Genomic DNA, 18,461 nt, shown 5'->3' with positions numbered 1-18,461 from the left:
GGGTCCAGAGGGTGAGGAGGGTCATGCCAGCACCATTGCAGCAGCGGCGCGTGTGATCAGCGGGACCGGACTGTGACGCGCGCAATTTCTGGTGCCGCACCGTGGGCACGCAAAATTGAACACCCGCACCGGCTCAGGCTCAGGCGCGCGCTCGGTGTAAGCGGCGACCTCTTTGCCGGGATATTCAGGCAGGGTGCTGCCGACGCCGACAATGTGATAGACGCGGCCTGGACCATTGCCGAACAACTCGACTGCGCCAGTCCTGCGCAACCGACGCATCGCATGGTCGGACTGCGCCTTGGTGCAGCCCATCATGGCAGCCATGTTGCGGGCGCTTGGCAGCACCGCGCCGACATGATCGGTCATGATTGCCAGCATCATGCGATCGCGGGCTGCCAGTTGATCCTGGGAGGATGGTGCGGACTTGCTCATCCCACCGCCCCCTTGGCAGCGCGGGCGGAGATTGCTGATTTCTGGAGTTCGCGGACGTGATGCTGAACATATGGACCGCGAATGACATCAATCTGGAAATCCCCGTCTGCGGCGGCGTCGATCAAGTTGACCTTGGCGCGCAGATGGTCGGCGTAAGTGCGAAGCTGTGCGATCATGTCGGCGCAGGACATCTCGCCATAATCCATCAGCGCTATCGATGGGTTAGCCCCCGGCAGGCCGATGCGGGTCATTTTCTCGCTCACGCCGACACCTGCTTGGGTGTGCGGGCGGAGGGGGTGCGAAAAACCTTCGCCCAGAACGATGTGGGTTTGGCGGGCTCATGATCGGCAAGCGCAGCAGCGACAGCCTTATCGACCGCGCTCTTAACCCGGCTTTCAGCGACGATAGCGGCACACATATCGGTGCACTTGTCGCAGATATAGGCTCCGCGGGCGTGGGTCAGGCAAAGCACGTCACCCTCACCCTTGCCGCAGAAGCTGCATTGCGCGCTCATGCCGCGACCCTCCCCGGATTGACTGGCAGGGCGTCGAAATCGGCGAGCGATACCCGGACGCCGCGAGCAGAAAGGCTTTCAGCAATTCGGATGCGCCAGATCGGCGGGACACCACGATTTACCTGCCGCCATTTCAGGCGAGCGGAAGCGGTTGCGCCGAGCGTTTCCGCCTCCCGGTCAACCACGGCCCATGTGATGGTCTCTTTTTGCATAGCGCTTTGATGGGACAAATTGTCCCCTGTGTCAAGGACAACGTGTCGCACGATTTAGCTATGTCGATTGGGCATAATCGTCCCATGACTGGATGGCTCGACGAAGGACAGTTCAACGATCAACTATGCGCGCGCACTCAGCGTTTGCGCATTGAGCGGGATTGGACGCAGCAGCAGATGGCAACCGCGATCGGCGTGCCATTTGAGCGCTACAAGAAATATGAGAGCCGCTCCCCGCTGCCGCCATATCTTATCCCGCGCTTTGCCCAGGTGGTGGACCGCTCTGTTGGCTATATCCTGACAGGCAAAGAGGAAAACGCTGCTAGAGGTCCGCGCAGGCTAGTCCGCACTGGGACGGACGGGTAGATGTTGGACGCAGTGTCATCTGTCATCATAGTTGGCTTTGTATGGCTGCTGTCGCGCGATATTCAGGCGCGGACAGAGCGCCGCCATCGCGCTTTGATCAACAAGTTGGATACGCTCATATCCTTATCCGAAAGCCAAAGGGGTATCCTGAAAGAGATAGCCGCAGGAAATGATGAACTTCGCACCCTTGACGCTGAGACTCGCGCTGTCGCTACAATCGAATTGATGGCGAGAAAACTAGGCGTGACAAAATAGCCGAAGCTGACATCCTGCGACCTACGCCAGCCCGCCCTTAAACCGGCGGGCATTTTTGTGCTTTCCTACATCTGACACGCCGGGATAGGTTCGCGCCTTGCGAGGCTGCGATGATTCGCGGCGGGGACAATTCGCCCTTTTTGCGCTGAAAATTAAAGGGACATTTTGTCCTTGACGAAGGGGACAGATTGTCCCATACATCATCCCACACCGAGGCACCGCCTCTAACGTGGAGATGACCGTGATGACCCTAGCCGCTGAATTTTATGCAGGCACCCGCGCAAAGGCCCCGGTGCTGGACATCGTGCGCATCGGCAATGGCCAGCGCGACCATGTTGAGACGATCCTTGTCATCAACAAGCGCGAAGCCCGCGCAGTCGCCCGCGATTTGGGCGCGACCCCCTGGAATTTCTAACACCCCTGACATCTGCTCCATCCCGGTTCGCGCCGGGCTGGCCATGATTTCAGTGACACCGAGGCACCGCCTCCAGAGGGATGATGAAGATGGCGAAGAAGAAAGCCGAAGCTGCGACAGAGGTTGCGGTCGTCCACAGCATCAAAGGCTTCGATCAGAACCTGCAATGCCGTGGCTATCAGTTCGCGCCGGGTGAAACTTACGCGCATGAAGGCACGATCCGCGCCTGCGAGAACGGCTTCCACGCCTGCACGACCGAAGCGCATCCTTTCGAGGTTTTCAGCTACTACCCACCCGCTGGTTCGCGCTATTTTGAGGTCCAGCAATCCGGCGCAACTCACACCGATGACAACATCAAACTCGCCTCCGCTGTCATCACAATTGGCGTCGAAATCAGCATCCATGACCTGATCAAGCGCGCTTGGGATTATGTTTGGTCGCGATCTGTCAAATCCGACGAAAGTCATGTGACGGTCGAGAATGGCGCGGCGTCCAGCACCGGAGACTATGGCGCGGCGTCCAGCACCGGATACCAAGGCGCGGCGTCCAGCACCGGAGACTATGGCGCGGCGTCCAGCACCGGAGACCAAGGCGCGGCGTCCAGCACCGGATACCAAGGCGCGGCGTCCAGCACCGGATACCAAGGCGCGGCGTCCAGCACCGGAGCCCAAGGCGCGGCGTCCAGCACCGGAGACCAAGGCGCGGCGTCCAGCACCGGAGACTATGGCGCGGCGTCCAGCACCGGAGACTATGGCGCGGCGTCCAGCACCGGAGACCAAGGCGCGGCGTCCAGCACCGGAGCCCGTGGCGCGGCGTCCAGCACCGGAGACTATGGCGCGGCGTCCAGCACCGGATACCAAGGCGCGGCGTCCAGCACCGGAGACTATGGCGCGGCGATGGCCTCTGGCTTTGAAGGTAAGGTCAAGGGCGCAGAAGGAAACGCCCTCTTCGCCGTCGAGCGAAACAACAAATACGAAATCGTGTCTGTCGCCGCTGGCATTGCTGGCCGCGATGGTGTGCCCGCCGACACTTGGCTGATCGCCCGCAATGGCAAGCTGGTCGCAGCGGCATGACCGCCGCGCACCACAATTTCGCCAGCGCAGACACGGCACCCTGGCACGAACGCACTCAGGCCCGGGTGATCTTCGCAAGCTGCATCGCCAGCCCGCCGCTGCGTAAGCGCATCAGCAATGTCTATGCGATGACGACCGACGAATACACCGCGTTCGACCGCGACGACAAGCGGGTCGAGGCGCTGGATATTCTGCACAATCAGGCGTTTCTCGAAGCCGAAGCGCTGGGCGGTCCACATGCCAAGGCTGCGGCTCTGTGCATCACTGTGGACCAGATGCTGGACGCGCTGGTCGATGCAAGCCGGATCGCGGTCAAGCTGGACCAATCTTTGAATGGGGATGGGTGATGTTGCAGCGCGACGAAAATGGCGTTCTTCATGTGGTCGCATTGTCAGGCGGACACGACAGTTCAGCGCTGGCCATGGAGTTGATGGCGCGTGAGCCGCGTCCTTACACCTATGTCTGCACACCGACCGGCGATGAAAGCCCCGAGATGTTCACCCATTGGCGGAACTTGGGTGAACGTTTAGGATCAAGAATACTGCCGATCATGGCGGGGACGCTTGATAATCTGATCCGCCAGCAAAAGGCACTGCCAAACTTTCGGCAGCGCTGGTGCACTCGGAAACTCAAGATCGAGCCATTCATAGCGTGGCTGATTGAACAGCTCAAGCATGGGCCGGTCGTTGCCTATGTTGGCCTGCGCGCGGACGAGCCGCTCCGCATCGGCGGGGTGTATGGACAGTTAGGCGATATTGAGACGCGATGCCCTCTCCGCGAATGGGGTTGGGGTGAAGATGAGGTGCAGGCCAAGCTTGTGGCCGTTGGCATTACATGTCCGAACCGCACCGATTGTCTTAAATGCTACCACCAACGGATCGGTGAATGGTGGGAGTGTTGGGCGTTTCATCGTCCTGTATTCTATGAGGCTGTGAGCCTTGAAGAAGAGACCGGACATACATTTAGGACGCCGGGCAGAGATAGCTGGCCGACCAGCTTAAAGGAAATGGGCGAGCGATTCGAGGCGGGCGATAAGCCTAACATCAGCCTCAACCGAATGGCCCGCGAACGCATGGCAGCCGGAAGCTGCCGGGTGTGTTCGCTATGACCCGCATCACCCTCCCACCCCGCGACCGCGAAGAACCGGGCATCTGCATCCCCGATACGCCGTTTCAGAAGCTGGCCGTCGCGGCTGTGATCCTGGCGCTGTTTTCGCTGCTGTTGACGGCGACGCCGAATGTTGGAGGCTAAAATGAGCGCATTTCCTGATAGCGCCCTTGATGGAGCGATCGACCGGATAAAGAGCTTGGCCCGCGATCATGTCGAGCGGGTCTATGAGGAAATCCTCTGTTCGGCCCAAGAATATCTGGTCGATAACGCGCAATACAACATTCAGGCGCGGATTGATTGTGCCGAGCGTGGTCGCCAAGCAGCGGAGGCTGAGCAAGCGCGCTTGGAGGCAGAAAACGCTGACCTGAAATCAAGCGTCATCGCCTTCTGCGCGCCTTGGGCTGGCACCTATGCCCATAGCCTTGGCCTGCCAGACGGCCAGCTTCACCCCGCGCACTATGACATTCTCGAAAAGTGCGGCGCGCGCCTGGTGGATTTCACCCGCGCCGACATGCCGAACGCTGAGGAGTTGATATGACCCAACCCCCCGTAACCGATTATCAGGTTTGGCGCGTGTCCAATGCCACCGGCATGACCGAGGCAGCGGCCCGCCGCCATCTGGACGCGCTCAACCTGCCAAGCAGTGACCCGGCGTTTGGCACGATCGCCCACCGCTACCGGACTGACCTGTATTTCCGCCGCGAAGTCGATGCGGAACAGGCGCGGTTCCAGCAGCAATATGACGCATGGCACGCAAGCTGCGATGCCGCGCGGGATGCTGCGCGGGCGGGGGCACCGGCATGAACGCGCTGGCTCAGATCGTGGCGGGGGAGGGGCTGAACTGGCGGCCAATCCCCGGTTTCCCAGATTATATTGTCAGCAGCAATGGCGATATTGTCAGGATTCGGAAGGACATTCGCGGCCATTCGCTGTCTGGCGCACCGTTGAAATCGTCGCCGAACAAATCCGGCTATCATGGCTTAACGCTTACAAATGCAGGTGTTCGGTCATCTGTTAGGGTCAATCGCATTGTATGCGAGGCGTTCCACGGCCCAGCACCAAGCCCAAAGCATCACGCAGCTCACAACGATGGTGACCGGTCCAACAATAGTGAGGGCAATCTCCGTTGGGCCACCGCTGTCGAAAATGAGCAGGACAAGCGCGAGCATGGAACCGCCGGAATAGGCGATCGGCACTGGTCCAAAAGCCAACCCGAAAAACGAGCGCGCGGCGAAGGTCATGGGCGAGCCAAACTGACTGCGGAAGATGTCAGGCGCATCAGGCTGGACGGGCGCAAGCAGCGAGAAATTGCCGCCTCATTCGGCGTAACCCAGCGGGTTATCTGGATGGTGAAGGCGGGTAAGACTTGGGGGCATGTCGCATGACAATAACCTACCATCCTGATGTCATCCAAGGCGGAGACGAATGGCTATCTATGCGGTTGGGATTGCTCACTGCATCAGAAATGCGCCTCATCCTCACGCCGACCTTGAAGATAGCTCGCAATGACAAGGAGCGCGCCCACACGTTTGAAATCCTTGCCCAGCGCCTGACTGATTATGTCGAGCCGCGATATGTCGGGGATGACCAGATTCGCGGGCACGATGATGAGATCGAGGCGCGCGCGCAATATGCCAAGCATTTCGCGCCGGTGCAGGAAGTCGGCTTCATCACCAACGATGTTTGGGGTTTTACCATTGGCTACAGCCCCGATGGCTTGGTTGGCGATGATGGCCTGATCGAGTGCAAGAGCCGTCGCGCCAAATATCAGGTGCAGACGATCGCTGAGAACGAAGTGCCGGAGGAATTCATCCTCCAGTTGCAAACCGGCCTGCTGGTTTCGCAACGCAAGTGGATAGACTTTGTGAGCTACAGTGGTGGCCTGCCGATGTTCGTCAAACGCGTCTATCCAGACCCGACAATTCAGGCCGCGATCATCGACGCCGCCACCGACTTTGAGCAGCGCGTGGAAGAACGCGCGCGCCAATATCACGCCACCATAGCAGCAATGCCGGTCCTGATATCGACAGAGCGCAAGATTGAGCAGGAGATGCACATATGAACGATATGAGCGCCGTGATCGTGCCGAAAAGCGATCAGATCAACGCGGAAGATTTTCTCGCGGGGCCGCAGGTTTTCGCCATTGCAGACGTTTCAATCAGCCCAGGCACTGAACAGCCGGTGTCGATCAAGCTGGACGGCGAAAAGCGGGTCTGGCGTCCGTGTAAGAGCATGTCGCGCGTTCTCGTGTCGGCATGGGGGCCGGACGCACGTCAATATCTTGGCCGCTCTGTCCGCCTGTTTTGCGATCCCAACGTCACATGGGGCGGGATGAAGGTCGGAGGAATAAGAATTTCGCATATGAGCCATATCGAGCGGGACATGGTGATTGCCCTGACCGCGACCAAGGGCAAGAAGGTCATGGCGACCATCAAGCCGCTTGTGATCGAGCAAGCTAAACCCGCCGCCGATGGTGCCGCAAATTGGGCAAACGAGCACATCGCCCGCCTTGGCCAGATCGACACGCCCGAAGCGCTGGCAGCCCATATCGAGGCTGGCGCAAAGTCGGTCGCCAAGCTGGAGGCAACGCGGCCTGACCTGCACACCAAGGTCATGGAAGCCTATGAAATTCGCCGCGACATGCTGACGCCGCTCGAAGGCAAGCCGGAAAGCGAAACGGGCGAGGGGTTTACCGATGATGCGGACTTTCCCGCATGACACGCCAACGCCTAGGCCGCCGACAGAAGGCGATCCTTGACCGCCTCGGTCATGGCGATTGGGTCAAGGGACGTGCGCTGGCCGATGATGTGGGCGTGCTGCCTACGATCATATTTAACTACGTCACTCGGCTTCGTGATCGCGGCTTCGAGATCGAAGGGCACAACGTGCGCGGCTACCGGCTTGCCCGCCGCACAGCAGCATAAGGAGGAATTGCCATGTCGTTTTTAGGACTGATGACGGTGCGGGCGCATGAGGCGGTGGTTCGCGAATGGGATTTGCGGTGCGTCGAGGCCCGTGACCAGCGCGACAACGAGACGATGCGCGCGAACAATCTCGCTGCCGAACTCGCCGCCCTGAAAGCCAAGCGCGACCAGCAGACGCGGAACCTCAAGCAGTTCCGGAAGATCGCCTAACCGCTCCCCGCAAGCAATCCTCCCCGACGCGGGCCGCGACAAGCGGGGTTGGGGAGGGAAAGGAATTATCATGACTTTGGATGAAGCAAAAGCGGCGCTGAGAGAGGCTGAAACGGCTCTTTGCGAAGCAGAACGAGAGCGCGACAGGGCGGCGGGCGCGGCAAGAAATGCTGTGCGAGAGAAATTCGCAGGCCAGATCAATCCTCTACGTGAGGCAGCGGCGGCGGCGCGAATGGCTGTAACTCAGGTCAAGAACGCTGTGCCAGATCATGAATGGGAAGGGCTCAAGGTTTTTCGCATGGTATCGCGCGGCTACTCATTCCAACGGCTATCTCCTAGCCGCGTTGAAGGTATCGTTGAAACCGTCCGCATCGGCACGCGATTTGCTGAAAATCTCTCGCATTACAGCACACCGGAGATTGGCGACGTGATCGTACGCCTACTCAAAAAAGATGGGACGCCGGGCCTGAAATTCGAAAATCGGGACAAGGACTGGAAGCTTGCCGAGGAACCCGCATCATGACCCGCGCCCTAGCCTCCCAACGCGATCCAGCCCTTGCGCAAGCGATCCGCGAAAAGACGCTCGCCCTGATGATGAACCCGCCTCAGCCGGTAGCCGAAAAACTGCGCGGGCATCGGTCTTGGATGGTGCCGTTGGCTGAACGGAGGGCGAGACCATGACCCGGCCAACCCGCACCAACGTCTGCGCCATGTCGGACTGCTGCAAATCGCTGCCAGCGGATCACGGGCTTATGTGCGCCTATCACCGCGCGCAGGATGACAGGATCATGGCAATGTTCGCGCCATCGCCGACCGTGCAGGCCAGCATGGGGGATGAGTGCGGGTGTGGCGATTGTAAGGCCGTTGGGCCGGTTGGGAGGAAAGTGAAGTGAGCGACTTTTACTCCGAAAGGGTGGTCAAGGTCAGGAAGCCACGGCATTGTGACGGATGCGGCACTATGCTGGCGAAAGGCGAACAGGCACTGACCTATTCCGGCAGGTTTAATGGCGACTTCGGGTCGTTCAGCCACCACCTTGAATGCAGGCAGGCAGAACTTGCCCTTAACATGCTGGTCACGAGCGGCTTTGATGAATGGTATGCGTTGTCAGAAATAGAACCGGACGATTGGAAGTGGCTCCTCGCTGAGTTCCCAATCGTTGCCGCCCGCAAGAACATCACAGCCGAACGCATCCGAGAGTATGACGACGAACAAAAGCGCCTTTGGGAATGGCGCATGGAAGAATCGCGCAAGCGTGAAGCCGCTAGGAGGCGACCATGAACAAGGCTGAGATTTTGGAGTTGGCGTCTGCTGATCGGCTATCTGCGTTTTGCGACCAGTGGGAGCGCGGTCGCCATAATGGCGATGAAATCCACTGTATTGGCAATGGGGCCGGCGTCGAAATCTGCCTGACCGTCACCGATATTCGCAGCGTTGTATCCGCCCTCCGCGCCATCGCCTCAACGATGGAGGATGATCGTGCAGGTTGATGTGACGCAAGCGGATCGCGAGGCCTATCTCGCCATGAATATGCTGCCAGAGTTCGACGCGGCAGATGTGCGCGCTGGCTTATGGGATAAAGTGACCGGCCTGCAAGCATTTGCGCGTCACCGAATCCAAGCTGTCCGCGACCAAGCCGACGAGATCGCCCGGCTTCGGGAGGAGGTTAAGAGGTTGCGGGAGCCAACGCCCGCGATGATCGCAGCAGGCCAAGCGGCTTGCGAATGGCTCAAGGATGAGGAAGCCGCGACCGTCTACCGCGCCATGATCGCCGCTGCTGATGATGGGGGGCGGTGATGGGGAAGGTGCATAGCGTCGCCAGCTTGGCCGAATATTGGGGCTGCGGAACCGATACGATCTATTCCCTCATTCGTGGCGGGGAATTGCGTGCCTTCAAACTGGGGGGCAAGTTGCTGCGAATCAGAGGCGATGAAGTGGAGCGTTTCGAGTGCCAGAATACAGCCTGCAGCGATACCGAAAGTGCCTTGCCATCGTCTGGAACGAGGGCGGACGACGCCACCGACATTCGCTTGGAACGTCTGATCGAGCGTCGGCAGAGGCCGCAGCTCGTCACTTCTGGCAACGCCGGGCAATAGGAGGGGAGGCGCACACCGTGGGCGAAGCTGTCCTTGCCTATCTGTCGGCCAAGGAGGGCATGGCGTCGATCAAGCGCGCCACGGTGGCATGGAAAGCTGCGGCACCTTTCTGGCAGGACATGCCGATCGCGCGCGTCGATATTAAGTCGGCAGAGGACTATCGCCAGCGCCGGGCGCATTGCAAGGCCATCACCGTCCGCAACGAACTGGCCGTGATCCGCGCCGCCCTCAATTGGGCAGAGAAGCAAAAGCTGATCAAGAAGGCCCCGTTTATCCAGATGCCGCCCATTCCCGCGTCGAACGTGGGCCACCTGTCCAAGGCTGAGTTTCGCCGCCTGCTGGATCATGCGCAGGCTCCGCATATCAGGATATTCCTGCAGCTTGCGGTAGGCACCGGCGCGCGCACCAATGCGCTGCTGGACCTGACATGGGATCGCGTGGACTTCGAGCGCGGGGTGATCACCCTGAACCCCCAGGATCGTGTGCAGACCAGCAAGTATAGGGCCACTGTCCCGATGAACGCGCAGCTTCGCACCGCCCTGCAGGAAGCAAAAGAGGGCGCGTTATCCGACTATGTTGTTGAGCATGGTAGGGATAGGGTTGCGTCGATCAAAAACGGCTTCAAGGCTGCAGCGCGTAGGGCAGGCCTGACAGCGACGCCGCACATGCTCCGGCATAGCGCTGCGGTGTGGATGGCCATGGAGAATGTGCCATTTTCGCAGATCGCGCAGTTTCTTGGCCACACTGACAGCCGAATCACTGAACGGGTTTACGCTCGTTTTTCACCTTCTTTTCTGTCCAACGCAGCCGAGGCATTGACATGGTGAAGGTTCACATGCACCTTCGTGCAGCGTTGCAAGAAGGCAAGAAAGCCCGCCGTTACTGGTGCCGGATGCAGGATTTGAACCCGCGACCTTCGGTTTACAAAACCGCTGCACTACCACTGTGCTAATCCGGCGCCTCAGTCAGGCGACACGCCCTTACTATCAGATGACGCCGAACGTCCAGCCCTCCGTTGCAGCAATTTTTGGATCGAGCGCGGCTGGCGCCCATAGCCCAGCCTGTCCCGCCACCGCCCGCATCCACGCCGCGGTCAATATGGCGTCTGCGCCATGGTCGTCCGGCATCGCGCCCTCATGCCGTTTCGACCCGATCGTCTCCAGCGCGTCGTTCAGCGCTGGCAGATCGCGCATCTTGGCTCGACCCTTGGCTCGCCCGGCGGCCGACGCGGCAAGGCTGGTATAGATTTCCACGACCAGCGATCCGTGCATGGGCAAGGGATCGAACGGCCATATGGGCACCGTGCCCCGCACCCGGTGCAGCAATCGCATGCCGGCAAAGCTTGCCTTGGCCACCTGCGCCGCGCCGATCGCGTCATAGACGGTCGAGGGTTTGCCGCCGCCGCCGGCCAGATACAGCGCCTCGCACGCGCGATTATGCATATAGTCGGCCTTTACCCCGTCCGCCTTGCCGAAATAGAAATGCCGCCGGTGCGCGACCTCCAGCAGGCTCGCCGCGCCCAGATCCTCGTCCGGGCAGAGCCGATCGACATAGGCCCAGAAGTCCGGCCCATTGTCGGGCACAGTGTCGCCCGGCAGATAGCCGCCGCGCGCAACGAAGGGCGGCGCAAAGCTGAAATCGAACCCGAACAGGGTAGGGGCCTCACCAGCTGTTGCGATCAGCCAGTCCACCACATCGGTTCGCGACCAGACCCCGCCGGGCGCGGGCACCAGTCGGGGCGCTTCCCGCCCCGTGTCGCACAGCGCGACCGCAATCCCCTTGTGCCGCGCGCCCTTGGCCCCGGACCAGTCGATCGCGGCAAAGCGCGTAAAGTCAGGCGTCACCCCGCGCCGCGCTCCGCCCGCAACCGCTCCCAATAGGCGATCCGCTCGGCAATCCGTGCCTCATAGCCCCGGTCCGTCGGCGCATAGAAGCGTTGCGGGGTCATGTCGTCCGGCCAGTAATTCGCCCCGGAAAATCCGTCCGCCGCGTCATGATCATATTGATAGCCCTTGCCATAGCCGACATCCTTCATCAGCTTGGTTGGCGCGTTCAATATATTCTGCGGCGGCATCAGCGATCCGGTATCGCGCGCTGATTTGAACGACGCCTTCATCGCCATGTAGGCGGCGTTGGATTTGGGCGCGGTCGCGCAATAGAGGCAGGCCTGGACGATGGCCACTTCGCCTTCGGGACTGCCCAGAAAATCATAGGCTTCCTTGGCTGCCAGGCACTGGACCAGCGCCTGCGGGTCGGCAAGGCCAATATCCTCCGCCGCAAAGCGCACCAGTCGGCGCAGGACGTAGAGCGGCTGCTCCCCGGCAACCAGCATCCGCGCCATATAGTAGAGCGCGGCCTGCGGATCCGATCCGCGCAGCGACTTATGCAGGGCGGAGATGAGGTTGTAATGCCCCTCCCGATCCTTGTCATATACGGCGACCCTGCGGTGGAGCAGGGCGGACAGTCCTGCCGGATCGAGCGGCTCTGCTATGTCGATCGCATAAAGCGTTTCGACCTGATTGAGCAAAAAGCGCCCGTCGCCATCGGCGCTGGCGACCAAAGCCTCGCGCGCATCGGCGTCCAGCGGCAGGGGACGCCCCGTCACCGCTTCTGCCCGGTCCAGCAATTGTTCCAGCGCCGCGGCATCCAGCCGCCGCAGGATCAACACCTGCGCCCGCGACAGAAGGGCTGCGTTCAGTTCGAAGCTTGGATTTTCGGTGGTCGCGCCCACCAAAGTCACCGTGCCATTTTCGACGAAGGGCAGGAATCCGTCCTGCTGCGCCCGGTTGAAGCGGTGGATTTCGTCCACGAACAAGAGGGTCTTGTCGCCGCGACGGCCATGTTCTTTGGCGGCGGCAAAAACCTTCTTGAGGTCGGCCACGCCCGAAAACACCGCCGAAATGGGTTCGAACCGCATGCCCACCGCATCGGCGAGCAGCCGCGCCGTCGTGGTCTTGCCAGTGCCCGGCGGTCCCCAAAGGATGATGGATGACAAACGTCCCGCCGCCACCATCCGACCGATCGCGCCATCAGGCCCGGTCAAATGCTCCTGTCCCACCACCTCCGCCAGGGTGCGCGGTCGCAAGCGGTCGGCAAGCGGCGCGGCATCGCTGACAGGCTCAGCGCCGGTCAGCATGTCATCGGAAGCGAAAAGATCGGCCATGCCGGTTGATATAGGGACGAAAGCCCGTTCAGGGAACCGGGCTGGATCGCGGCATCATGCCCTGCTCGCGCTGGCGGATGATGCGCAAATAAGTGTCGACCAGCGCCTGATTGACCTGATCCCACCCGTTACGCTCCGCCCGTGTCTGCGCCGCAGCACCTGCCTGCCCGCGCGCGTCGCCATTCAGGCAATAATCCTGCAGGGCGTCGGCAAAGGCGCCGATCGCGCCGGGACGGATCAACCGTCCGGTCACCCGGTCGCTCAGCAGGCTTTCGCTGCCCGTCGCCCGCGCCGCCACGGTAGGCACGCCGCACGCCATCGCCTCCAGCGTGACATTGCCGAAGGTTTCGGTCACGGACGGATTGAACAGCATATCCATGCTGGCGACCGCGCGGCCCAGGTCAGCGCCTTGCTGGAAGCCGGTGAAGATGGCACCGGGCAGGCGGTTCTGGAACCATTCGCGCGCCGGGCCTTCGCCGACCACCAGCACCTTGTGCGCCACTTGGCGCGCCGCAAGCTGATCGATCGTGTCGGAAAACACGTCCAGCCCCTTTTCCATCACCAGACGGCCGATGAAGCCAATGGCGGGTATGTCGTCATATATGCCGATCGAACGCCGCCAGCCCAGATCGCGCCGACCCGGGTTGAAAATCTCCCGGTCGATGCCGCGCGTCCATATGCCGACATCATAGCTCATCCGCTGTTCGCGCAGCAGTTGCGCCATCGATTCGGATGGCGCGACGATCGCGTCGCAGCGACGATAGAAGCGGCGCAATATCCCTTCGATGACCGGCTCCAGAAAGGCCAGGCCATAATAGCGCGGGTAGGTTTCGAACCTTGTATGCACCGATGCGACCGTCGGCAAACCATGCTGCCGCGCCCAGCTGAGCGCGCGGTGGCCCAGTGGGTCGGGACTGGACAAATGGACCAGATTGGGGGCGAACGCCTTGAGATCGCGGCGCACCCTGGAGGACATGGCGTAGGGAATCCGATATTCCTTGCGTCCCGGCACCGGCACGGACGGCGTGCTGATCAGATCGCCAGCGGGGGCAAAGGCGGGCGTATCGGTGGTGGGCGAATAGACCCGCACGGCCGCACCCTGCCGCAGCAGATAGCCCACGAAGCGATTGAGCGCCTGATTGGCCCCATCGCGCACATAATTATAATTGCCGCTGAACAGGGCAATGCGAAGGCCGCTAGCATCCATCGCGCCCCCTTAGCCGAAGAAAAGTGAAAACCCAAGGGAACCGGGTAACCCCTTGGGAATTATGCCCTTCGTTAGGTTTGGGACACCGGCTGACGCGGTTGCGCCCATGGGTAAGAGGATGCTCCTATGTCGCAGACATTCCGTAAAGGTGCGCGAGTCAGATGGAATTGGGGACAGGGCGTCGGCCGGGGACATATAACGGAGCGGTTCGACCGTCCGGTGGAGCGCCATATCGAAGGCGTACCCGTCCGTCGCAACGGGTCGCCTGCGAACCCCGCCTATCTGATCCATGCCGACAATGGCGCGCAGGTGCTCAAGCTTAGTTCGGAAATCCAGACCGCCTGACGCCAATATGTTGCAGCCGGCATCTCGCATGAGCGGTACGGCCATGGCATGAAAGGGCATGGACACACCCTTCATGACCATCGACGCGCTGCTCGTCGGCACGCCCGTTCCCTTTCGCGACGGCGACTATAGCGCGATTGCCAAAACGCCGGTCGCAGGCCCGGTGCAGATTACATGGGACGGCTTCGTGGGTAATCAGGTTGCCGACCCGATCCATCATGGCGGCTGGGACAAGGCTGTCCATCTCTATCCGCAGGATCATTATGCCTGGTGGCGCGACCGCAAGCCCGGCCAGCCATTGCTCGACGCGCCTGGCGCCTTTGGCGAAAATATCGCATCGCGCGGGATGACAGAGCATCAGATTTGCCTGGGCGACCGCTTCACGCTGGGCAGCGCCATCGTCGAGGTCAGTCATGGTCGCCAGCCCTGCTGGAAGCTCGATCACCGATTCGCCGCGCGCGACGTGATGGCGACCATTGTGAAAACGGCCCGTTGCGGCCTCTATTTTCGCGTTATCGAGCAGGGGGAGGCGCAGGCTGGCGGCGTGATGACCCTGATCGAGCGCCCGCTGCCGGATTGGAGCATTGCCCGCGTCTTTGAACTGTTGATCGGCGGTGGTCACAAGAAAGACCCGTCAGCGGTTCTTACCCTTGCCAACACCCCCGTCCTTGCCGAAGCCTGGCGCGAGCGGGCGCGCAAGCTGGCGGCCTAGTGACCGAAATCTGAAGTCGACCACATTAGGGAAGCGGCGCTTCCACCCGGTCGCCATGGCTTTTCGGGGTCGAATTGACGAGGATGTCCACCGACGCTGCGCTGCGGTTCTGCGCCTGATGCGGTACGCCGGGCGGAATTTCGATGCCTTGGCCCGTACGCAGCAAATGGGTGACGCCGTCTACCTCCATCGTCAGTTCGCCTGACAGGACATAGAAGAACTGGCGCGCGCGGACATGATAATGGCGCATCTCGCTCGATCCGGGCGCAATCCGTTCGGTAATCACCGACATGTCGTCGCGCTTGACCAGATGCCATCCGTCATTCACCTCGCCCCAGACATAATGGTCGGCGCTAGATCGGTCGATGGGGACGGGATGAGGCGCGGCGGCGGCGGCAGCAAGGGTGATGAGGATGTGCATGGCGCCTTGAACGAACCATTCAGGCAGGTCCGCCATGCCACTGGCGCAGGGCCAGCGGCCACCCTATAGCTATCCCATGACATCAAACGATAAGAAGGTTTCGTCCCCAAGCGCCCGGCTCGCGACAAGGTGCGTCCCGCCGGTTTCCCCACCCGCAATGAGGTGATGGATTTCATCACCACGTCCGACCAGCCAGCGGGCAAGCGCGAGATCGCCAAGGCTTTCGGCCTTAAGGGCCAGGAAAAGATCGCCCTCAAAGCCTTGCTGAAGGATATGGCCGATGAAGGCTTGATTGACGTCGGCCCGGCGCGCGCGTTCCACAAGCTGGGCGGCGTGCCCAAGGTTACTGTGCTGCGCATCATCGATGTCGACGACACCACCCTGATCGCGACGCCCGAACGGTGGGAAGCCGAAGGCCAGCCGGCCCCCGCCTGCGCGTGGTGGAGCGGGGCAAGCGCGGTGCGCTGACCATTGGCGACCGCATCCTTGCCCGCACCGAAGAAGCCGGGAAGGGCTGGATTGCCCATCCGATGAAGAAGCTGCCCAAGGCGACCGAGATGCTGCTGGGCGTGGTCGAGGAAATGGCCGACGGCAAGCTGTGGCTGCGCCCGGTCGACAAACGCATCCGCAAGGACATGCCGATCAGCGATGTCGGCACCGCCAAGCGCGGCGATCTGGTGCTGGCCGAACCAACCGGCCGTCCGCCCCGGATCAGCGCGCGCGTCACCGACATTCTGGGCGACCCCTTCGCGCCGCGCAGCTTCAGCATGATCGCCATTCACAAGCATGGTATCCCCCATGTTTTTCCCGACGCGGTAGAGGAAGAAGCCGTCACGGCCTCCGCCCTTCCGCTTCACGCGGAGAAGCGGGAGGATCTGCGGCATTTGCCGATCGTCGCCATTGATCCGTCCGACGCGCGCGACCATGACGATGCGGTCTGGGCCACCCCGGACGAGGATGAAGCCAATCCCGGCGGCTTCCGCGCGATCGTCGCCATCGCCGATGTCAGCTATTATGTCCGGCCTGGCAGCGCGCTCGACAAGGAAGCGCGCAAGCGCGGCAACAGTGTGTATTTCCCCGATCTGGTCGTACCGATGCTGCCGCACCAGCTTTCGTCGGACATGTGTTCGCTCCGCGCGGGTCAGGATCGTGCCGCCATGGCCTGCCATCTGGTCATCAACGCCGCTGGCAAGGTGACGTCATGGCGCTTCTCTCGCGCGATCATCCGCGTTGCCGCTGTGCTCGCCTATGAGGATGCGCAGGCCGCGATCGACGGCAAGGCCGATCATCCAATGCTCGACATCGCGCTCAGGCCGCTTTGGGCCTGCTGGGCGCTGCTGCACAGGGCGCGCGAGAAGCGCGAACCGTTGGCGCTTGACCTGCCCGAACGGCGCGTCGTGCTGGACGAATGGGGCAAGATCGTCAGCGTCGCTGTCCGCGAACGGCTCGATGCCCATATGCTGATCGAAGATTATATGATCGCGGCCAACGTCGCCGCGGCCAAGGCGCTGGAGCAGAAGAAAGCGCCGGTCATGTACCGCGTCCACGAGCCGCCCAGCCGCGACAAGCTGGTCGCGCTCAAGGATTATCTGGCGACGTTCGACATCGAATTCGCGCTTGGACAGGTGATCCGCCCCGCCACTTTCAACCAGTTGATCAAGCGGGTCGGGGAGGCGGAGGAAAAGCCGCTCATCATGGAGCAGATCCTGCGTAGCCAGACCCAGGCCTATTACAGCCCGGTCAATATGGGCCATTTCGGCCTGGCGCTCGGTTCCTACGGGCATTTTACCTCGCCCATTCGCCGCTATGCCGACTTGCTGGTCCATCGCGCGCTGGTGGGCGCCTATGGTCTGGAACTGCCCGCGCCCAAGGGCAGCAGCATCCCCGCCAAAACCGCGCTGAGTGTCGAGGATTACGAGAATATGGGGCGCGTCGGCGAGATGATCAGCCAGTTCGAGCGCCGCGCGATGGAGGCGGAGCGCGACACGGTCGATCGCTACGTCGCGGCTTTTCTGGCGGCCCATGTTGGTGAAACGGTTAAGGCGCGGATCACCGGCGTCCAGAATTTCGGATTTTTCGCGACGGTCGAGGAATTGGGCGGCGACGGGCTGGTGCCTGTATCGACCATGGGCAGCGAACGCTTTTTCTATGATGAGGCAGGCAAGGCGCTGGAAGGCGTGGAAAGCGGCGATCGTTATACGGTAGGCCAGCGGCTGGAACTGCGACTGGCGGAGGCCGACCCGATCAACGGTTCGCTCCGCTTCGAACTGCCCGATACGCCGCCTTCACGGGGCGGCCCGGTCAAGCGCGATCGTACCCGTCCGGGCAGCCGCACTCATCGCGGGCGGCCGGTCAATATCCGGCATATCGGCTCGAAGCGGGGCAAGCATAAGCGGTAGCCGTCATCCTTACGGGTACGCGGGACGATGAAGCGGTGGAGCGCGCTCGTCACCGCCTTGCCAGGGAGGATTGATCGGCAGGATCAGCTCAGCCGGTCGATCGCTTCGGCGTCGAGCCCGCCCGGAATGATCATGATGGGGCAGGGCATGCGTCCCGCGTCGGCCCCGGCAAAATGCGATACCAGCGTGCCGGGCGGGCCGCTGGCTGCCGCGCCCAGCACCAGGGCGGCGACATCCTCCATCTCGTCCAGCGTTTTGCGTACGACGGCCACCGCATCCCCCTGCCGCACGGTAATGCTGGGGCGGATGCCGGACTCGTCGGTCAGCGTGCCTGCCGCGCTCGTCACCAGCGCTTCGGCGCGTTGCAGCGCCTCATCCTCCATCGTCGCCTGCACGCCGCCCCACTGAACGAACTCGGCCGGGGGAATGAGGGCAAGGATACGGACCGCGCCACCCGTTTGCGCAGCGCGTCGCGCGGCAAAACGCAGGGCCGTTTCCGCTTCGGGCGATTCGTCCACGACAACCAGATATGTCCGCACTTCCATCGCCCCCCATGTCGCTTTGATGGCCCCGGCAGGGGGTCATTTTCGGTCCAACGAACCAGTGCGG

The 18,461-nt window shown here is 61.7% G+C and carries 31 protein-coding genes, 1 tRNA gene and 1 pseudogene; 23 read left to right on the top strand and 10 right to left on the bottom strand.

Annotation, left to right across the window (positions count from 1 at the left end):
• Positions 1-21: 21 nt before the first annotated feature.
• Genes CJD35_RS13585 through CJD35_RS13570 form a run of 4 tightly spaced genes read right to left on the bottom strand, consistent with a single transcriptional unit; the run spans position 22 to position 1,158 of the window.
• A complete protein-coding gene (locus CJD35_RS13585) occupies positions 22-432 on the bottom strand; it encodes a hypothetical protein (RefSeq protein WP_095687131.1) in 411 nt (136 codons plus the stop codon).
• Entirely contained in the window at positions 429-683 is a 255-nt protein-coding gene (locus CJD35_RS13580; protein WP_157742322.1) for a hypothetical protein, read from the bottom strand. The genes CJD35_RS13585 and CJD35_RS13580 overlap by 4 nt, the downstream gene beginning before the upstream one ends.
• 8 nt (positions 684-691) lie before the next feature.
• Positions 692-946: a ClpX C4-type zinc finger protein gene (locus CJD35_RS13575; RefSeq protein ID WP_095687129.1), complete on the bottom strand. Its 255-nt coding sequence runs from the start codon at positions 944-946 to the stop codon at positions 692-694.
• Positions 943-1,158 (bottom strand): hypothetical protein, encoded by a 216-nt coding sequence (locus CJD35_RS13570; RefSeq protein ID WP_095687128.1) that lies wholly within the window; start codon positions 1,156-1,158, stop codon positions 943-945. Before CJD35_RS13570 ends, CJD35_RS13575 begins: the two co-directional genes overlap by 4 nt.
• 84 nt (positions 1,159-1,242) lie before the next feature.
• Here CJD35_RS13570 and CJD35_RS13565 point away from each other — a divergent pair, with 84 nt between their 5' ends.
• From CJD35_RS13565 to CJD35_RS13470, 20 genes are all read left to right on the top strand, one after another.
• A complete protein-coding gene (locus tag CJD35_RS13565) occupies positions 1,243-1,524 on the top strand; it encodes a helix-turn-helix domain-containing protein (RefSeq protein ID WP_095687127.1) in 282 nt (93 codons plus the stop codon).
• Positions 1,525-1,779: a hypothetical protein gene (locus CJD35_RS13560; protein WP_095687126.1), complete on the top strand. Its 255-nt coding sequence runs from the start codon at positions 1,525-1,527 to the stop codon at positions 1,777-1,779.
• Positions 1,780-2,023: 244 nt separating this feature from the next.
• Entirely contained in the window at positions 2,024-2,194 is a 171-nt protein-coding gene (locus CJD35_RS13555; protein WP_157742321.1) for a hypothetical protein, read from the top strand.
• A gap of 89 nt (positions 2,195-2,283) precedes the next feature.
• Entirely contained in the window at positions 2,284-3,267 is a 984-nt protein-coding gene (locus tag CJD35_RS22455; RefSeq protein ID WP_157742320.1) for a DUF7666 domain-containing protein, read from the top strand.
• Positions 3,264-3,614, top strand: a complete 351-nt coding sequence (locus tag CJD35_RS13545) for a hypothetical protein (RefSeq protein WP_095687124.1) — start codon at positions 3,264-3,266, stop codon at positions 3,612-3,614. The genes CJD35_RS22455 and CJD35_RS13545 overlap by 4 nt, the downstream gene beginning before the upstream one ends.
• Positions 3,614-4,375: an adenine nucleotide alpha hydrolase family protein gene (locus CJD35_RS13540; RefSeq protein WP_095687123.1), complete on the top strand. Its 762-nt coding sequence runs from the start codon at positions 3,614-3,616 to the stop codon at positions 4,373-4,375. The genes CJD35_RS13545 and CJD35_RS13540 overlap by 1 nt, the downstream gene beginning before the upstream one ends.
• Positions 4,372-4,518, top strand: coding sequence for a hypothetical protein (locus CJD35_RS22450; protein WP_157742319.1), 147 nt, complete (start codon positions 4,372-4,374; stop codon positions 4,516-4,518). The genes CJD35_RS13540 and CJD35_RS22450 overlap by 4 nt, the downstream gene beginning before the upstream one ends.
• A gap of 1 nt (position 4,519) precedes the next feature.
• Positions 4,520-4,915 carry a hypothetical protein gene (locus CJD35_RS13535; RefSeq protein ID WP_095687122.1) on the top strand — a complete coding sequence of 132 codons (396 nt, stop codon included), beginning with the start codon at positions 4,520-4,522 and terminating at the stop codon, positions 4,913-4,915.
• Entirely contained in the window at positions 4,912-5,181 is a 270-nt protein-coding gene (locus tag CJD35_RS13530) for a hypothetical protein (RefSeq protein ID WP_095687121.1), read from the top strand. Before CJD35_RS13535 ends, CJD35_RS13530 begins: the two co-directional genes overlap by 4 nt.
• A complete protein-coding gene (locus tag CJD35_RS13525; protein WP_167383155.1) occupies positions 5,178-5,762 on the top strand; it encodes an NUMOD4 motif-containing HNH endonuclease in 585 nt (194 codons plus the stop codon). Before CJD35_RS13530 ends, CJD35_RS13525 begins: the two co-directional genes overlap by 4 nt.
• Positions 5,759-6,439 (top strand): YqaJ viral recombinase family protein, encoded by a 681-nt coding sequence (locus CJD35_RS13520; protein WP_095687119.1) that lies wholly within the window; start codon positions 5,759-5,761, stop codon positions 6,437-6,439. Before CJD35_RS13525 ends, CJD35_RS13520 begins: the two co-directional genes overlap by 4 nt.
• Positions 6,436-7,095 carry a hypothetical protein gene (locus CJD35_RS13515; protein ID WP_095687118.1) on the top strand — a complete coding sequence of 220 codons (660 nt, stop codon included), beginning with the start codon at positions 6,436-6,438 and terminating at the stop codon, positions 7,093-7,095. Before CJD35_RS13520 ends, CJD35_RS13515 begins: the two co-directional genes overlap by 4 nt.
• Positions 7,092-7,301: an HTH domain-containing protein gene (locus tag CJD35_RS13510; RefSeq protein ID WP_095687117.1), complete on the top strand. Its 210-nt coding sequence runs from the start codon at positions 7,092-7,094 to the stop codon at positions 7,299-7,301. The genes CJD35_RS13515 and CJD35_RS13510 overlap by 4 nt, the downstream gene beginning before the upstream one ends.
• A 12-nt stretch (positions 7,302-7,313) precedes the next feature.
• Entirely contained in the window at positions 7,314-7,511 is a 198-nt protein-coding gene (locus tag CJD35_RS13505) for a hypothetical protein (RefSeq protein WP_157742318.1), read from the top strand.
• Between the two features lie 70 nt (positions 7,512-7,581).
• Positions 7,582-8,034: a hypothetical protein gene (locus CJD35_RS22445; RefSeq protein WP_157742317.1), complete on the top strand. Its 453-nt coding sequence runs from the start codon at positions 7,582-7,584 to the stop codon at positions 8,032-8,034.
• A gap of 366 nt (positions 8,035-8,400) precedes the next feature.
• Positions 8,401-8,790, top strand: coding sequence for a hypothetical protein (locus CJD35_RS13490; protein ID WP_157742316.1), 390 nt, complete (start codon positions 8,401-8,403; stop codon positions 8,788-8,790).
• Positions 8,787-8,999 (top strand): hypothetical protein, encoded by a 213-nt coding sequence (locus CJD35_RS13485; RefSeq protein WP_095687112.1) that lies wholly within the window; start codon positions 8,787-8,789, stop codon positions 8,997-8,999. The genes CJD35_RS13490 and CJD35_RS13485 overlap by 4 nt, the downstream gene beginning before the upstream one ends.
• The gene (locus tag CJD35_RS13480; protein WP_095687111.1) at positions 8,983-9,306 is read left to right on the top strand and encodes a hypothetical protein; all 324 of its coding nucleotides are present in this window, start codon (positions 8,983-8,985) and stop codon (positions 9,304-9,306) included. Before CJD35_RS13485 ends, CJD35_RS13480 begins: the two co-directional genes overlap by 17 nt.
• A complete protein-coding gene (locus tag CJD35_RS13475; protein WP_095687110.1) occupies positions 9,306-9,605 on the top strand; it encodes a helix-turn-helix domain-containing protein in 300 nt (99 codons plus the stop codon). The genes CJD35_RS13480 and CJD35_RS13475 overlap by 1 nt, the downstream gene beginning before the upstream one ends.
• 17 nt (positions 9,606-9,622) lie before the next feature.
• Complete coding sequence (locus CJD35_RS13470; protein WP_244917189.1) at positions 9,623-10,432, top strand: tyrosine-type recombinase/integrase; 810 nt, start codon at positions 9,623-9,625, stop codon at positions 10,430-10,432.
• Positions 10,433-10,488: 56 nt separating this feature from the next.
• Here CJD35_RS13470 and CJD35_RS13465 read toward each other — a convergent pair.
• The 4 genes from CJD35_RS13465 to CJD35_RS13450 all read right to left on the bottom strand — a co-directional run bounded on the left by CJD35_RS13465 (position 10,489) and on the right by CJD35_RS13450 (position 13,975).
• A tRNA-Thr gene (locus CJD35_RS13465) sits at positions 10,489-10,563 on the bottom strand.
• A gap of 28 nt (positions 10,564-10,591) precedes the next feature.
• Complete coding sequence (locus CJD35_RS13460; protein ID WP_026002238.1) at positions 10,592-11,449, bottom strand: hypothetical protein; 858 nt, start codon at positions 11,447-11,449, stop codon at positions 10,592-10,594.
• Positions 11,446-12,768 carry a replication-associated recombination protein A gene (locus tag CJD35_RS13455; protein WP_017182233.1) on the bottom strand — a complete coding sequence of 441 codons (1,323 nt, stop codon included), beginning with the start codon at positions 12,766-12,768 and terminating at the stop codon, positions 11,446-11,448. The genes CJD35_RS13460 and CJD35_RS13455 overlap by 4 nt, the downstream gene beginning before the upstream one ends.
• Before the next feature lie 28 nt (positions 12,769-12,796).
• Complete coding sequence (locus CJD35_RS13450) at positions 12,797-13,975, bottom strand: glycosyltransferase family 4 protein (protein ID WP_017182232.1); 1,179 nt, start codon at positions 13,973-13,975, stop codon at positions 12,797-12,799.
• 126 nt (positions 13,976-14,101) lie between these two features.
• Between CJD35_RS13450 and CJD35_RS13445 the strand changes: the two genes are divergently transcribed.
• Both CJD35_RS13445 and CJD35_RS13440 read left to right on the top strand, forming a co-directional pair.
• The gene (locus CJD35_RS13445; protein ID WP_026002237.1) at positions 14,102-14,320 is read left to right on the top strand and encodes a hypervirulence associated TUDOR domain-containing protein; all 219 of its coding nucleotides are present in this window, start codon (positions 14,102-14,104) and stop codon (positions 14,318-14,320) included.
• Between the two features lie 58 nt (positions 14,321-14,378).
• Complete coding sequence (locus tag CJD35_RS13440; protein ID WP_017182230.1) at positions 14,379-15,032, top strand: MOSC domain-containing protein; 654 nt, start codon at positions 14,379-14,381, stop codon at positions 15,030-15,032.
• 25 nt (positions 15,033-15,057) lie between these two features.
• On the opposite strand, the gene CJD35_RS13435 is transcribed toward CJD35_RS13440, so the two are convergent.
• Positions 15,058-15,489: a cupin domain-containing protein gene (locus CJD35_RS13435; RefSeq protein WP_095687109.1), complete on the bottom strand. Its 432-nt coding sequence runs from the start codon at positions 15,487-15,489 to the stop codon at positions 15,058-15,060.
• 40 nt (positions 15,490-15,529) lie between these two features.
• Between CJD35_RS13435 and rnr the strand changes: the two are divergent.
• Positions 15,530-17,852 (top strand): annotated as a pseudogene (gene rnr, locus CJD35_RS13430) (ribonuclease R).
• Positions 17,853-17,935: 83 nt separating this feature from the next.
• On the opposite strand, the gene CJD35_RS13425 reads toward rnr, so the two are convergent.
• Positions 17,936-18,391 carry a universal stress protein gene (locus CJD35_RS13425; RefSeq protein WP_026002234.1) on the bottom strand — a complete coding sequence of 152 codons (456 nt, stop codon included), beginning with the start codon at positions 18,389-18,391 and terminating at the stop codon, positions 17,936-17,938.
• Between the last annotated feature and the right edge of the window lie 70 nt (positions 18,392-18,461).

This window comes from Sphingobium xenophagum, from assembly GCF_002288285.1.
GTDB lineage: Bacteria > Pseudomonadota > Alphaproteobacteria > Sphingomonadales > Sphingomonadaceae > Sphingobium > Sphingobium xenophagum.
Note: the sequence above shows the minus strand (reverse complement) of the source record. Positions and strands in the feature narration are given on the sequence as shown.